Source organism: Thermodesulfobacteriota bacterium (assembly GCA_040753795.1).
In the GTDB taxonomy this organism is placed as follows: Bacteria; Desulfobacterota; Desulfobacteria; order Desulfobacterales; family Desulfosudaceae; genus JBFMDX01.
In genome coordinates, this window is sequence record JBFMDX010000015.1 from 97,448 (window position 1) to 112,216 (window position 14,769).

Genomic DNA, 14,769 nt, shown 5'->3' on the forward strand with positions numbered 1-14,769 from the left:
CGTGCTGATTTCCCCTGAAAAATTTTCCCCTTGACATGTGCACCGATTGTACATATTGTTGAATCGTTATGGATTACGAGTGGGATGCCAGGAAGGCTCAACACAACTTAAAGAAACATGGCGTTGATTTTGCCGACGCGGTTTCTGTTTTTGATGATCTGAATACCATTACGATCGAAGACGCCTGTGAACAGGAGCAACGCTTTGTTTCTATTGGAATTGACTGTTTTGCCAGGATTCTGGTTGTCGTTTATACTTGGCGAGGGGATACTATCCGTATTATTTCCGCCCGTAAGGCGACCAGAAAGGAACAAAAGCATTATGAGGTGGGGCTATGAAAAAAGAGTATGACTTTACCAAAGGGAAGCGGGGGCCGGTCGTTCCTCCGGTGCCAAATAAGACAAGGATCACGATCCGTCTGGATAACGATATTATCAATTGGTTTAAAAACAAGGTTCATGAGGCCGGAGGCGGGAACTATCAATCCATGATCAATGAGGCTTTACATAAATATATTGAGGCGGAAAGGGAGCCGATCGAACAGGTGTTAAGGCGTGTAGTCCGGGAAGAGCTTCATCGTGATAGCGCCTCCCCACGGTAACAATAACCTTCAGCAGCGCCTATCCATTGTGTTGACGAAGAGTAAGGAGGGGTTTTGGGAAAGGTCTGTGTTCGCTCCGTGCTGATTTCGGGAGCGCGTCGCGTCCCGGCGGAATTTCTCGAACTCGGGCTGGCGCCCTCAAACAGCGAGAAATTCTTGATGCCGGGTCTGCTCCGCGCTCTGTTGCCGAAATCATCACCAGTCGCTCACATAAGACTTTCCCAAAAACTCCTTTGGCGTAATGAAAGCGGTTGGTTGGTGGTTTTGGCGTTTTTGCGGCCTTTTTGCCGAAACAGACTGTGATGTACGATGCCTTATAATTATTTGGCGCGATATCTAAATTATTATGTTTTAAATAAATTAGAGAGCGATTACAGAAGTGAAGCCAACCAATAAAAAAGTCCTCTTGTTTTCATCCGGTGCAATTTTGATTGTTGCTTTTTTTGTTTGGTATTTTTTCCCCATTATTTTTTTTCAATGGTATTGTTATAAATTTGACTTTTTTCATAAATATCTTTGCCTTACACCAGTATATATCTCAGAATTGAAAATGCCTCTTGAGAAATGGGAAGATGTCACTATTGAAAAATTATCAATGAAATTACCCTTGTCAGAATATAACGAAGTTTCTGAAGGAAAGCATAGTGTTCAGTTTAAATCTGAGAAGGGACCGGTTCATTTTCTTAATTTTTTCGTAGCAGAAGAACTAAAAAATCCGATTCTTTCATTTCAGCGCCGGTTAAAGATGCTGGAATCAAGCCCTGATGACATTTCCTTCTTTCATTCACGAAAGAAAAATATGACCGCAGTGGAATACCAGATCAGTAAAACGATGTCGGTCCCAAGCGGCGGCCTAAGAAAAATTCTATCTGTTCAGATCGGAGACTTGAGGGCTTTGTGCCTGCTTTTTGAAAAGCGAGATAATGGTTATGGCGCTCATATGACATTATATGATCAAAATGGGATAGAGACATTCAGCCTGATACTTCTTAACTATAAAGACGCAATAAGTCTGGAAGCGGATCTATTGTCTATCCTCGGAGGGATAAAGGCCCCCTATTTTTTAAATGATATGAATAAAATCAGTGACGACATTAGTAGCCTTGTGAAGCGATTAAAGAAAACATAACCTGCAGGTAATGTCGGACTACTTACAACAGCCTCACACGTCTTTAATGTTATGAAAATGACCCCGGGAAGAGTATTCTGGTGAGCGACTTTGAGCCGTTTGGGAGAAAGCCGGTTGGCGTCATCCGCGTTAGAATTTCTCGCTGTTTGAGGGCGAAGCCCGAGTTCGAGAAATTGACGCGGATGACGCCAACCGACCCCAAAAGGGTCAGGGTGCGAACCAGACACTTTTCCCAGGCACCATAAACAACAGGATGAATAAAACGGATAACAAACTATATCGCCTATGCTGCCCCATAACCTCAATAACTGTTTGAAATTCTATTTTATTACCGATGACGGCGCGGACCTGCCGGTGATCGACCAGGTGAAGGCCGCCATTCTCGGCGGGGCCACCATCGTCCAGTACCGGCACAAGTCATTTACCACGGCGCTTTTTGACGAAGCCGCTGCCGTCCGGTCCATGTGCCGGGCCAACCGCATCCCCTTTATTATCAATGATAACATTCTATTGGCCAAAGCCCTGGAGGCCGACGGTGTCCATGTGGGCCAGGATGACGAATCGCCGGCCGACGCCCGCCGGATCATGGGCCCAAACGCCATTATCGGGGTCTCTGTTTCCACCCTGGCCGAGCTGGAAAAAACCGATACCGGCCCCTGTGACTATATCGGCGCCGGACCGGTGTTCGCCACATCCACCAAAAAGGATGTTAAGCCGACCATCGGCCCGGACGGCCTGGCCCGGGTGGTCAAAGCAGCGGATATTCCCGTGGTCGCCATCGGCGGGATTGATGCCGCCAATGCCGGTTCGTGTTTTGAGGCCGGCGCCGTCGGGGTGGCGGTCATCAGCTGCGTCACCCGATCCGCGCAACCGGTTGAAAGCGCTCGTCAACTGGCTGTCGCCTGCGGAATTTTCGCTTTCCCGGACACCTTGCTTACCCCCTGGAACGATGAATTCGGCCTGATCCGGGCCATTACAACCGATGCCCCCCTGACCCGCGGCGGCCAACCGGTGTTTGACGTTTCGCCCGGAGACGACGCAGCCGTGCTCAAGGATATCCGCCGGCCGGTCATCTCCACCGACGCCCATGTCCAGGGGGTGCATTTTGACTTGGCCTGGCAGACGCCGGAAGAGGTGGGGTATAAGGCGGTGGTGGTGACCTTAAGCGACCTGGCCGCGTCATATGCCCGGCCGGTTGCCATGTTCGTTAACCTGACCCTGCCGCCGGATGTTTCCGAATCTCTGGCCATTGAAATTTGTGCCGGATTAAAGAAGGCGCTGAGGGAATATGACTGCACCCTGGGCGGCGGGAATGTGACCTCCGGCCGCGATATTTATTTAAACCTTTTTGTAATAGGTGAATTGTTAACCAGCCGATATCCTTCACGTTCAAATGCGAAGATAAATGACGGCCTGTATTGCACCGGTCCTCTCGGTCTGGCCCGCGCCGGGCTGATGATGCTTCAGAAAAAGGATGATGCCTTGCCCGGGTTAATCGAAAGGTTCAAGTTTCCCCGGGCCCGGTTTGACGCGGCCGCCATCCTTGCCGCCCATGATGTTGCCTGCGTGATCGATGTCAGCGACGGCCTGGCCGGAGACGCGGCCCACCTTGCCGAAGCTTCCCGGGTAACCCTCACGTTTGACTTTGATGATGCGGTTTACTCTCCTGATTTACTGACGTTTTGCAAGCGTTTCGGCCAGTCGCCGGAAGAGATGGTCCTGCGCGGCGGGGAGGATTATGAACTTCTTTTTACCTGTGATCCGGCCAAGTTTGATGCCATCCATAAACAATTGCCTGAAGCCTGCCGGGTAGGGTGGTGCCGGGAGTTTGACGGCCAATACCTCAAGGGCTTGCCCCATGGCTTGCGGTCATTTCAACATGGGGAAAAATGAGTTTTAAGTGGTTAAGTTTTAAGTGTTAAGTGGTTAAGTTTTAAGTGGTTAAGTGAGTAAGTGGTTAAGTTTTAAGTGGTTAAGTGAGTAAGTGGTTAAGTTTTAAGTGTTAAGTTTTAAGTGGTTAAGTTTTATAGGTGTGGGATGTATGGTATAAGGTTCAGAGTTTATTTGTCCCGTACTCTTCACTTTATATGCTGCACCGTGCACCTTGAAACTCAAACCTTAAAGCTTAACACTTAACACTTAAAACTTAACACTTAAAACTTAACCACTTAACCACTTAAAACTTAACACTTAAAACTTAAAACTTAACCATAAGATATTGATATTTATAATATTGAAATAATATTGAAATAATATTGAAATTAAAAGATAAAGAAAACGCAAACCTCCCCCCCGTCATCGTCCTCTGCGGGCCGACGGGTGTCGGCAAAACCGCCTATGCCATTGAGCTGGCCCGGGCCTTCGGCGGGCAGATTGTGGGCGCTGACTCCATGCAGATTTACCGGCACATGGATATCGGCACGGCTAAGCCAACGGTGCAGGAGAGACAGCAGGTCCCGCACTTCATGATTGATATCGTCGACCCAGATGAGGAATTCAGCGCCGGGCAGTATGGCCGGATGGCCGGAGAGGTGCTGGCCGGAATGCACAAGGCCGGGATTCTTCCCTTTCTGGTCGGCGGCACGGGGTTGTACATCAAGGCCTGTCTCAGGGGGCTTTTCCGGGAAGGACCGGCAGACGGCCGGGTGTTAAATGAACTGAAAGACGAGGCCGCGGAAAAGGGTGCTGCCGCCATGTATGAGCGGCTGCGGTCCTGTGATCCGGAATCAGCCGAACGCATCAACCCCAACGATGTCTTCCGGATTGTCCGGGCCCTGGAGCTGTTTGCCGTTACCGGCCGGCCGGCCTCCGAACATATCCGCTCTCACGGGTTTTCGGAACAGCGATATAACGCATTGAAAATATGTCTGTATCCGGAACGGGAGGAGATGTACCAGGCCATTGACACCCGGGTGGACGCCATGCTGGCGGCGGGTTTTGCCGAAGAAGTTAAAGGATTGCTGGACAGGGGATATGGCCCGGAGTTAAAATCCATGCAGTCCATCGGCTACCGGCACATGGTCGCATATCTTCTCGGGAAGACTTCCCGGCAGGAAATGGTCGAGACCATGAAACGGGATACCCGGCGGTATGCCAAGCGTCAGTTGACCTGGTTCCGGGGGGATTCCGAGGTGGTCTGGGTCCGCAAGGAAGAGGGGCTGGATCGGATGTTCGGCCTGGTCAAGGCGTTTATTGACGACACAAAAGGAGAAGAATTTTCCCGATGATCAGATATGTCAGAGCAGGAATCGGGTTGCTGGCGGCAGGGGCTTTGTTGATGATTTTTGCCTGCGCGTCTCACCATACGGTGAAGGAGAACGTTCAGGATGATGAATTATTTATAAGAGCTGAAACTCTATATAATCAAGGATTTCACGATAGATCCTTCAACGTTTTTCTTACCTATATCCAAGCCTATCCAAAGGGGAGAAATTTATCTACCGCTTTCTTAAGGCTGGCCGAAATCCATGCCGAAAGGGGTGAATATGCCCTGGCCCGGCAATATTACGACCGCCTTTTACAACGGGCGGAAAGCGGCCGGTTCATGGAAAAAGCCGGAATCGGCATCCTCAAGTTGTGGTTCAATCAAAAGCAGTATCACCAGGCCATTGATTATGCCCAAACCATTAAGGACGATCGACTTTCCAGCGACGGCCTGATCAGAAAATACGCCATTGTCAGCGATGCCTGGATGGCCCTGGAAGTTCCGGAAAAGGCGGCTTCGGTTCTGGCCATGGCGATGAACAGGGTGGACAAGAACAACTGGAATAATTTGCAGGACCGGTTCAACCGGGCAATCAAGGAGGTGGGGGAGGAGACCCTGCGGCAACTTCTGGCCGAAGTCAGCGATCCCGATCTTAAAGGTGTTTTAACCTGTCAGATCGCCGACCGTCAGATTAAGGAAGAAGATTATGATCAGGCGGTTATGAGCCTGTCCGATCTGGTCGCCGAAGATCCGGAAAACGTCGCTGCCGGCAAGGCAGAGGAAATGATGCGGGAGATCGAAGATGAGGCGGTTTATGATTTTTATGCCATCGGATGTCTGCTGCCCATGACCGGAGGATACCGGCTTTTCGGTGAACGGGCTTTGGATGGCATTCAACTCGCCTTCCAGGAGATGATCGCGGCCAACAACCGGACGGACACCGCGCCCCCCATCAAACTGATTATTGCCGATACGGGATCAACCCCGGAGCAGGCCCTGGCCGCTGTCAGGGAACTGGCCGATAAAAAGGTCGCCGCCATCATCGGGCCGCTGAACTCTTTCCGGGAAGCCATTCAGGAGGCGGAAGACCTTCACATTCCCATTATCACCCTATGCCAGGAAGAAGATATCCCGGCCATGGGCCGATATGTCTTCCGGAATTTTCTGACGCCGCGGATGCAGATCGAGACCCTGGCGCGTTATGCCTGCCTGACCCGGGGACTGCGCCGATTCGCGGTGCTCTATCCCGACGAGGGATACGGCCAGGTGTTCGCCGGAAAATTCCGGGATGAGATTGCCCGGTATGGCGGCCGGATGGTCGGGTTCGAATCCTACAATCCCGGGGACACCGATTTCGCCAAACCCATAAAAAAGCTGGCCGGTGCCGGTTTTGAAGCCCTGTTTATTCCGGACGGCCCCTCCAACGCCGGCATGATTATTCCTCAACTGGCCTATCATGACGTGGACGGTGCCCTGCTGCTGGGCACCAATTTATGGTACAGCCCGGAACTGATCCGCACGGCCGACCGCTTTGCCCGGGGGGCGGTCCTGCCGGCCGACTTCTGGGATACCGGTCTGCCGGGAACGGAACAGTCTTTTTCGTTTCGCTATGAACGAAGCTTTAACGAAAAGCCGGGTTTTGTTGCCGCGGTGGCGTACGACACTGCCGCCATTTTGATGAATATCCTTATTCATCCGGATGTTCGTTACCGGGACTCCATTATTGAACAGCTTGAAAATATGGAAAGTTTTCAGGGGGTGACCGGGGTGACCGCGTTTGATTCCAACGGCGAAGTCATCAAGCCGCTCGCCCTGGTCATGATTCAGGACGGTGAGTTCATCCGGGTCGAGGAAACGGTCGTCACCGCCGTAGAGGCAGGAGGGGGGCCCGCGGCCGGCCGGTAAACCTCTCAACCCCTGAACAACTCAACTCCTCAAGAGCCCAACCCCTCAGCGCGCTGCTTTGGCAGTGCCCTCAACATGGCTTTTCACCGTCCGCCGGTCCAGACCCGTCCGCCGGGCCACTTCACCATAAGTTCCTGATTTTTTATACAGATACCGGCAGTATTCCCTGACCAGACCCCGCGCGTCGAGTTCTCCTTCCTCAATGAATCTTGAGAACCCGTTTGGTTCCGGGAAGTGCACTGCGGAAACCGGTGTGCCGTAACTTCTTCTCAACATGACGCGGCGAACGCATTGGCCCAGTTCCCGGACATTGCCCGGCCAGGCGTAATCCATGCCCGGCTGGACGGCGATGATTTTTCTGACCATGGCGGTTACATCGGGTGACGGCTTTCCCGTAACCTTTTCGATGGTATAGGTCAGCAGGTCATCCAGTTCCCCGGGATCTTCAGCGATTCGCCGGCGCAGGGAAGGGACCTCGATGATATCGGAGCAGAGGCGGTAAAAGAAATCGTCCCGCAGAACATTACCGGACTGGATACTCTCCAGGGAGCGGTTGGTGGCGGCGATGATCCTTCCCTGAAACCGCCGGATTTCATGGCTGCCTACCGGCGTAAAGGTCCGCTCTTCCAGCACATTAAGGAGTTTAATCTGGACAGGCTCAGACACCTCTCCGATTTCATCCAGAAAGATGGAACCGTGGGCGCTGCACTGGCCGAGAATGCCTTCATGGGCCTCCACCGCTCCGGTAAAGGCCCCCTTCCGGTGGCCGAAGAGTTCCGATTCAATGAGATTTTCCGGAAACTGGGAAAGGTTTAAGGATACGAATATGGCGGTAAAGCTCTCCCTGAATCTTTTTCGGTCCGGATCAAAGGGAATAAAGCCGCTGCTGCCGATGGCTTTGGCCGCGGCTCCCTTGCCGGTGCCGGTTTCACCGAGAATGAGGGTGGAAAAATCCTCCATCCGGTTCCACAGGTGATGCCGGTAAAAATCCATGTCACATGAAAACACGTTGTTCCAGAGACTTTCCCGAAGTTTTTTCATGCAGGGGCTGCGGCCCACCAGTCCGTGGTCAATGAAAAAATAGGCCCGTCGGATCTGGAAGCACAGGGCGAAAAACCCGACGGCCTCCGCTTCCGCAAATCCCCGCTCGACAAACAGCCTCAGCATATCGCCGGCAAAAGGGACGGGCAGGGGGCGTGCCCCGGCGCTAACCTGGTCGGTGATATGGCCGTCAAGCTGCGCTACAAAGAGATGGAAAACGTCAAAGAGGCAGGCGGCCATGAGCATTTCCCGGTCGGCGCCGGAATACGTGTCCAGTTTTCCCCTGCCGGCCCTGTGCAGGCGATCGATGCCGGCGCGAACCTCGCGGATCGCTTTTTCAATTGTTTCCGTCCGTCCGCTGCCGGGAAACAGGCCGGCGATTTTCATGTCGGTCTCGGCCCTTTTTTCTGAAAAAGGATTGGCCAGCACAGCCTGCTGGACCAGCTGGAAAAACATTCGCTCGTCAGCCGTCAGTCGGTTTTTTGGCATGAACTCACCTGTTATTCAATTTTTGTATACATTAAAAACATCAAATGAACATAAATTTGCGTATCATAAACATCACCGCTTGTCCATAAAAAAATAATATTTTCTTATAAAACAAGTTGTTAAATAAAAAACCCGATTCCGGCACGTTTATTGATTTATGAACCGGCAAACCGGTTAAAACCATCATTCAATAAAAGGAGGCAAGGACATGAAAATCGGAAAATTCATTCGAAACAGCGTCAACATCATGACAAGCGCCATGGCGGCCGCTATCCTGTTTCTGGGGGCCATGACGATGACGGGCAGGGCCGAGGCCGCGGGGTTGCTGATCGCGGACGGCGGTTTCGGCGGCGTGCTTGAAATCAGGGAACATGACGTCAATGTCACCATCAACAACGGCATTGCCGTTACGGAAGTCACGCAGGTTTTTCTGAACACGGAACAGCGCCAGGTGGAGGCCCTGTACACGTTCCCGGTGCCAAAGGGCGCCTCGGTAGCTGATTTCAGCATGTGGATCAACGGCAGGGAGATGGTCGGAGAGGTGGTCGAAAAGGAACGGGCGCGGGAAATTTACAACAGCTACAAGCAGCAGCGCCGGGACCCGGGCCTCCTGGAGCAGGTCGACTACAAGACCTTTGAAATGCGTGTTTTCCCCATCAACGCCGGCGCGGAACAGAAGGTCCGTATTACCTATTATCAGGAAATCGATATTGATCATGACCAGGGCACATACGTCTATCCCCTGGCCACCGTCACCCGCCGGGATATCAACTCGAAAACCACCGGGCGATTCGCCTTCAACGCGGAGATCAAATCCGTTGTCCCCATTGCCAACCTTGCCAGCCCGAGCCACAAAGATGCCTTTGTCGTGGCCCGGCATTCGGATACCTTTGCCGTGGCCAGCCTGGAAAGCACCGGCGGCAGCCTGGAATCGGATGTGGTGATCAACTATGACATGGCCCGGCCCGTCAGCGGCATCGACCTGGTTGCTTCCCGGCAGACGGGGGATGACGGCTATTTCTGCCTGACCGTCACCGCCGGCAAGGAACTGGCGGACAATGAATCGGGCATGGATTACGTGTTCGTTCTGGACGTGTCGGGCAGCATGGCCAATGACGGCAAGCTGGTCGTCTCCAAAAACGCCCTGGAGGCTTTTACGGATGAGATCGGCGAAAACGACCGGTTTGAAGTCATGACGTTCAATGTCACGCCCCAGGTGCTGTTTCGGGAATTAAGACCCGGCACCGATGCCGCCAGGGGGGAAGCACGGGCCTTCATGGCCACCCAGCAGGCCCGGGGCAACACGGAACTGGTTCCGGCCATGACCACCGCCTATAAGTATAGCGACCCCGACCGCACCCTTAACGTGGTCATTCTCAGTGACGGCATGACCGAGCAGGGAGAACGGCAGACCCTGCTGCGGATGATCCAGTCCCGGCCGCGTAACAGCCGGGTGTTCTGCGTCGGCATCGGCAACGAGGTCAACCGTCCGCTCCTGGAGCAGATGGCCGATGATTCCGGCGGCCTGGCCGCTTTCATCTCCCGGGGTGACGACTTCCAACGCGCGGCCAGGGGGTTTAAAAGAAAACTCATGCGGCCGGTGGCGACCGACCTGCAGCTTGATTTCGGCGGCGTCAAGGTGTACGACGTCGAGCCCCGGGTGCTGCCCAATCTTTACCATGGATCCCCCATCCGGGTTTACGGCCGCTACGAAAAGGGCGGCACGGCCGATGTCCGGCTGACCGGCAATATCCGGGGCGTGGCCATGCAGCAGTCGGCTGCCATGACGTTTCCGGACAAAGACATTGATAATCCCGAAATTGAACGCATGTGGGCCTGGAAGCGGGTCGACCAGTTGCTGAAGGAGGCCGACCGGTCCGGAGACCAGAGCCGGGTGGTGGGCGAAATCGTCGGGCTCGGGGAAACCTATTCCATCGTCACCCGCTATACCTCGTTTCTGGTGCTGGAAAACGACGAGGAATATAAACGCTGGAAGATTGAACGGCGCAACGCCGGCCGGATGGCCAGGGACCATGAAGCGCAGACCAGAAGGAAAGCGCTTCTGGATCAGATCAAGGATAAAGCCATGAGCGACATCGGTCCCCAGGAGGCGATCCAGAAGACGACGGTCTCTCCTGGAAAGAACGCCGTCCAGACATCTCCTTCCGTTCCGGGACAGCAGCCGCAGGCGCAAAACACGCCGCCGTCCTCCGGTGGAGGCAACAGCAGAGGGGCGGACTTCGATTTTGGCGGCGGGCCGGTCGGGCCGCTGTTTGCCTGGTTCGCCTTCTGGCTCAGAAGACATAAAATGAAGAACGTAAAGAACAACCGTTAATAACGGAACGCAAACCGCCGGGGCATCCCGCCGGACGGATGCCCCGGCTTTTATAAAAGATGGAAAGAGATAAGATGATGACGATTTTTCGCATCCCCCTGGATATGGTCATTCTTCTGGGGCTGATCGGGTTGTGCAATTTTCATCTGATTACCGGCGATTCCTGCGGCACTCTGATTTTCAGGTGGGACAGGGTCACGGCCGGAGACGTATACCGGCTGGTGACCCATCCGTTTGTGCATGTCTCCTGGTATCATTTTCTGCTGGATGCCGGCGCTTTTTTTCTTTTATATACCGGACTCAGCGAAAAGCGCCCGTCCCGGCGGCTGTTGACCGTCGGAATCTGCGGCTTCAGCGGGTTGCTGGCTCCGCTGATTTTCGCCCCTGAGGTTTATTCGCAAGGCTTGTGCGGACTTTCGGGTATCGCCCATGGCCTCATGGCCTTTTCCGGCCTGGAGATGATGCGGGATAAAACAACCGCCAGGGTCGGATTCATCTGCCTGGCGATCGTGGTGGTTAAATCGATTTACGAGGCCGCTACCGGGACGATGTTTTTTTCTTTTCTTCTGTTCGGCCTGTGCGGGATTCCCATTGCCGTCTGTCATGCCGGCGGGGTTCTGGGAGGGATCGTTTCCTTCATTTTGTTCGGTCGCGCTTCCGGCCTTAACCTTTGCCGTTGTTCTTGAAATTTCCCTGGCCGGTGGCTTCCAGTACGGTCCGCCACAGTTTGCCGTGGGGGCTGATCTGTTTGCGTTTTCCCACCGACAGTTTCATGGGGATATGGACAAAATGATTGTTCCAGTTGCCGACGATCATTTTGGTTTTTCCGGCAATGGCGGCATGAACCGCGTCCCGTCCCAGAAAACCGCAGAAGACGCTGTCGTTGGCGTTGGCCGGCAGGCTGCGGATGATGTAGCTGGGGTCGATGTACTTGAGGGAAACCTCGATGCCTTTGGCGGCAAAATGATCCTTGATCCGGTCCCTTAAAAACAGGCCGATATCGTTTAGACGGACATTGCCGGAGGCGTCATGATCTTTGGAGCCCTCCTCAAAATATTTCTGCCCGGCGCCTTCCGCCACCACCACTACGGCATGTTTACGGGACACGACCCTTTTTTCCAGGGAGGCTAAAAAACCGTTGGGCCCGTCCAGGTCAAAATCGATTTCCGGAATCAATACAAAATTCACGTCCTGACGGGCCAGCACCGCTGTGGCGGCAATGAAACCCGAGTGCCGACCCATGAGCTTGATCAGTCCGATGCCGTTGGGATAACCTTCGGCTTCACTGTGAGCGCTTTCGATGGCGCTGGTGGCGATGTCCACGGCCGTGTCAAAACCAAACGAGCGGGCCAGGAGATAGATGTCGTTGTCAATGGTCTTGGGAATGCCGATGACGCTGATTTTAAGCCGCCGTTCGGTGATTTCGTCGGCGATTTTCGTGGCTGCCCTGAGAGTGCCGTCGCCGCCGACCATGAACAGGATGCCGATGTTCATCCGCTCCAGGGAGTCGACGATCTGGGCGATGTCCTGGGGACCCCGGGAGGAACCCAGAATGGTGCCGCCCGTGTTGAGTATGTTGACGACGTTCTGGGGCACCAGGTCGATCATGTCGTGGCCGTATTTGGGGATGAACCCTTCCAGCCCGTAGCGGATGCCGTATATATTCCGGATCCCGTAACGGTAGTAGAGCTCCAGCACCGTGGCCCGGATGATGTCGTTCAGGCCGGGGCACAGGCCGCCGCAGGTGACGATGGCGCATCTGACCTTGCTGGTGTCAAAGTAAATTTTTTTACGGGGCCCGGCCAGTTCAAAGGAAGGAATCTTCTCGTTTTTTTCTATGTAGGACGCGATCATATCCGGGTTGATGTTGACCAGCACCCGGTCATTGTCACTGGTAAAATCATGCTCCGGATCGAGATCCTCTTCCTTCAGAATAGGCGAGTCGATCTTGGCCTCGCCCAGGCTTTCCACCAGGGTGTCGGCGTACGTAAAATCCACATTGAATTGTTCCATAGGTTACTTCCCGTTGAATGAAAAAGCGCCTTTTCCGAGAATATCATGCAGATGAAGAATGCCGCGGAGGATTTTCGTCTCGTCGGTTACCGGCAGCACGGTGATCTGGTGCTGTTCCATGATATTCAGGGCGGTATATACCGGATCCTGGGGAACCACATACAGCGGGTCTCTGGTCATGACCTTGCTCAGGGATACCCCGGAGAGCGGGGTCTTTCTGATGACCAGTCGCCGGATATCCCCATCCGTGAGAATGCCGCTTAAGATATTCTTTCCTTTTACGGCGATGACCGCTCCCAGCCGCTGCCGGTCCAGGACCGCCAGGGCTTCTTCCAGCGATGTGTTTTCGTTCACAAACGGAACGGCGTCGCCGCTTAACATGATTTCAGAAACGTTTGAGGCCAATCGCTGGCCGAGTACCCCGCCGGGGTGGTATTTCTGGAAATCACTGGCCTTGAACTGTTTTTTATTGATCAGCGCCACCGCCAGGGCGTCTCCCATGGCCAGAACGGCCGTGGTGCTGGCCGTTGGCGCCAGTCCCAGCGGGCAGGCCTCGCGCGCCACGCCGACATTGATGATAATGTCGCTCATCCGGGCCAGCCGTGAGGCTTCATTTCCGGTAAAGGCGATGATTTTGCAGCCGAGCTCCCGGATGGTCGGTATTAAATGGTTGAGCTCTTCGGTTTCGCCGCTGTTGGAAATACCCAGAAACACGTCCCGTGAGCTGACCATGCCGAGGTCTCCATGCATGGCTTCCACGGGATGCAGGAAGATGGCCCGGGTGCCGGTGCTGTTGAGGGTGGCGGCGATTTTCTGCCCCACGATACCCGACTTGCCGATGCCGCTGATGACCAGCCGGCCACGGCTGGCGCAAATCAGCTCCACCATCCGCGCGAAACGCTCGTCTACCCGCGGAATCAGGCCGTTGATCCCTTCGGCTTCAATCTTCAGGACGTCGATGGCCTGCGCGATGATCTGATCGTTGTCGTTTTTCTGTTGCATATGTTGTGCTGCTTCCTGTTATATTGGCATGAATTTTATCCCGCCTCGTCATTCCGGCGGAAGCCGGAATCCAGTATCAAACTGATACTATTCGTCTTATCTGGATCCCGGCTCACGTTCCGCTTTGCTTCACTGGCCGGGATGACGACGGGCCATAAATTCATTTCCTTGAAAGGCAAACTCTTGGCACATTCTACTGCCGATTATTTTTTTATCAAGGACAAACTATTCGCGGAGATGGACCGCCTAACCGGACTGGTCCGCGAGAACAGCCATCAGGTCATCCGGCGTGGCGGCCGCAAAAAGCCTGTCCCTGAACCGCGGAATTTTTACCAGCATCATCAGCGAGGCGATGATATCCAGATAACGGGCGGTGGCTTTATTGGCAATAACCGATGGGTGATCGGGAACGCCGATGAGAAAGATTGCCCTGACCGGCGCGGCATCAATGGCCTGCCACTCTACCGGATGCCGCGTGATTCCGGCAATGATAAAAAAATCATTTGATTCCAAATGCCTGGCATGGGGAATGGCCAGCCCCAGGCCGATGCCGGTGCTGGACATGGCTTCTCTCTGCTGAATGGCTGCCTCGAAACCGGCCCTGTCCCGGATCAGGGCAAGGGATGCCGCCTTGTCCACCAGCCGGCGGATCACCTCCAGCTTCCCGGTCTCTTCCGGAAAGACAATCCTTTCCCGGGTTATATATTCAGACAGAATCATGGTTTTAAAGTTTTAAAGTTTTAAGTGGTTAAGTTTTAAGTTTTAAGTGGTTAAGTTTTAAGTGGTTAAGTGTTAAGTTTTAAGTGATTAAGTGGTTAAGTTTTAAGTGATTAAGTGGTTAAGTTTTAAGTGATTCAGTGGTTAAGTTTTAAGTGATTCAGTGATTAAGTTATTAAGTTATTTCGGATATTTCACGCGTTGAACCGGCTAATTATTTAGTCGCTCTTAAATGTTTTCTCTGACGCTCCAACCACCCAACAACTTAAGACTTAACCACTTAATCACTGAATCACTTAACCACTTAAAACTTAACCACTTAATCACTTAAA

12 protein-coding genes and 1 pseudogene are annotated in these 14,769 nt (G+C 53.4%); 9 read left to right on the forward strand and 4 right to left on the reverse strand.

Features of this window, described 5'->3' with window-relative positions; translation table 11 throughout:
- Positions 1-68 precede the first annotated feature (68 nt).
- From AB1724_15725 to AB1724_15755, 7 genes and pseudogenes are all read left to right on the forward strand, one after another.
- Positions 69-338 carry a BrnT family toxin gene (locus AB1724_15725; GenBank protein ID MEW6079257.1) on the forward strand — a complete coding sequence of 90 codons (270 nt, stop codon included), beginning with the start codon at positions 69-71 and terminating at the stop codon, positions 336-338.
- Positions 335-601: a BrnA antitoxin family protein gene (locus AB1724_15730; GenBank protein MEW6079258.1), complete on the forward strand. Its 267-nt coding sequence runs from the start codon at positions 335-337 to the stop codon at positions 599-601. Before AB1724_15725 ends, AB1724_15730 begins: the two co-directional genes overlap by 4 nt.
- Before the next feature lie 379 nt (positions 602-980).
- Entirely contained in the window at positions 981-1,730 is a 750-nt protein-coding gene (locus AB1724_15735) for a hypothetical protein (protein ID MEW6079259.1), read from the forward strand.
- Between the two features lie 285 nt (positions 1,731-2,015).
- Positions 2,016-3,623 (forward strand): thiamine-phosphate kinase, encoded by a 1,608-nt coding sequence (gene thiL / locus AB1724_15740; GenBank protein MEW6079260.1) that lies wholly within the window; start codon positions 2,016-2,018, stop codon positions 3,621-3,623.
- A 362-nt stretch (positions 3,624-3,985) separates the two neighbouring features.
- Positions 3,986-4,957, forward strand: a complete 972-nt coding sequence (gene miaA / locus AB1724_15745) for a tRNA (adenosine(37)-N6)-dimethylallyltransferase MiaA (GenBank protein ID MEW6079261.1) — start codon at positions 3,986-3,988, stop codon at positions 4,955-4,957.
- 50 nt (positions 4,958-5,007) lie between these two features.
- Positions 5,008-5,244 (forward strand): annotated as a pseudogene (locus AB1724_15750) (hypothetical protein).
- Positions 5,245-5,274: 30 nt separating this feature from the next.
- Positions 5,275-6,840, forward strand: coding sequence for a penicillin-binding protein activator (locus AB1724_15755; GenBank protein MEW6079262.1), 1,566 nt, complete (start codon positions 5,275-5,277; stop codon positions 6,838-6,840).
- A 45-nt stretch (positions 6,841-6,885) separates the two neighbouring features.
- On the opposite strand, the gene AB1724_15760 is transcribed toward AB1724_15755, so the two are convergent.
- Positions 6,886-8,370, reverse strand: a complete 1,485-nt coding sequence (locus tag AB1724_15760) for a sigma 54-interacting transcriptional regulator (protein ID MEW6079263.1) — start codon at positions 8,368-8,370, stop codon at positions 6,886-6,888.
- Between the two features lie 208 nt (positions 8,371-8,578).
- Between AB1724_15760 and AB1724_15765 the strand changes: the two genes are divergently transcribed.
- Together AB1724_15765 and rrtA are read left to right on the forward strand one after the other, a co-directional pair.
- Positions 8,579-10,705 carry a VIT domain-containing protein gene (locus tag AB1724_15765; GenBank protein ID MEW6079264.1) on the forward strand — a complete coding sequence of 709 codons (2,127 nt, stop codon included), beginning with the start codon at positions 8,579-8,581 and terminating at the stop codon, positions 10,703-10,705.
- A gap of 74 nt (positions 10,706-10,779) precedes the next feature.
- Positions 10,780-11,391: a rhombosortase gene (gene rrtA, locus AB1724_15770; protein ID MEW6079265.1), complete on the forward strand. Its 612-nt coding sequence runs from the start codon at positions 10,780-10,782 to the stop codon at positions 11,389-11,391.
- On the opposite strand, the gene AB1724_15775 is transcribed toward rrtA, so the two are convergent.
- The 3 genes from AB1724_15775 to AB1724_15785 form a co-directional block, all read right to left on the reverse strand.
- Complete coding sequence (locus AB1724_15775; protein ID MEW6079266.1) at positions 11,369-12,718, reverse strand: ATP-dependent 6-phosphofructokinase; 1,350 nt, start codon at positions 12,716-12,718, stop codon at positions 11,369-11,371. The genes rrtA and AB1724_15775 overlap by 23 nt on opposite strands.
- Before the next feature lie 3 nt (positions 12,719-12,721).
- Complete coding sequence (locus tag AB1724_15780; GenBank protein MEW6079267.1) at positions 12,722-13,720, reverse strand: KpsF/GutQ family sugar-phosphate isomerase; 999 nt, start codon at positions 13,718-13,720, stop codon at positions 12,722-12,724.
- Between the two features lie 246 nt (positions 13,721-13,966).
- Complete coding sequence (locus AB1724_15785; GenBank protein ID MEW6079268.1) at positions 13,967-14,440, reverse strand: PTS sugar transporter subunit IIA; 474 nt, start codon at positions 14,438-14,440, stop codon at positions 13,967-13,969.
- Positions 14,441-14,769: the final 329 nt, after the last annotated feature.

Excerpts from the sequence above, each read along its gene's own strand:
- AB1724_15785 (MEW6079268.1), bottom strand. The coding sequence starts at position 14,440 with ATGATTCTGTCTGAATATATAACCCGGGAAAGGATTGTCTTTCCGGAA.
- AB1724_15730 (MEW6079258.1), top strand. The coding sequence starts at position 335 with ATGAAAAAAGAGTATGACTTTACCAAAGGGAAGCGGGGGCCGGTCGTT.
- AB1724_15775 (MEW6079266.1), bottom strand. The coding sequence starts at position 12,718 with ATGGAACAATTCAATGTGGATTTTACGTACGCCGACACCCTGGTGGAA.
- AB1724_15765 (MEW6079264.1), top strand. The coding sequence starts at position 8,579 with ATGAAAATCGGAAAATTCATTCGAAACAGCGTCAACATCATGACAAGC.
- AB1724_15780 (MEW6079267.1), bottom strand. The coding sequence starts at position 13,720 with ATGCAACAGAAAAACGACAACGATCAGATCATCGCGCAGGCCATCGAC.
- thiL (MEW6079260.1), top strand. The coding sequence starts at position 2,016 with ATGCTGCCCCATAACCTCAATAACTGTTTGAAATTCTATTTTATTACC.
- AB1724_15755 (MEW6079262.1), top strand. The coding sequence starts at position 5,275 with ATGGAAAAAGCCGGAATCGGCATCCTCAAGTTGTGGTTCAATCAAAAG.
- AB1724_15760 (MEW6079263.1), bottom strand. The coding sequence starts at position 8,370 with ATGCCAAAAAACCGACTGACGGCTGACGAGCGAATGTTTTTCCAGCTG.
- rrtA (MEW6079265.1), top strand. The coding sequence starts at position 10,780 with ATGATGACGATTTTTCGCATCCCCCTGGATATGGTCATTCTTCTGGGG.
- AB1724_15725 (MEW6079257.1), top strand. The coding sequence starts at position 69 with ATGGATTACGAGTGGGATGCCAGGAAGGCTCAACACAACTTAAAGAAA.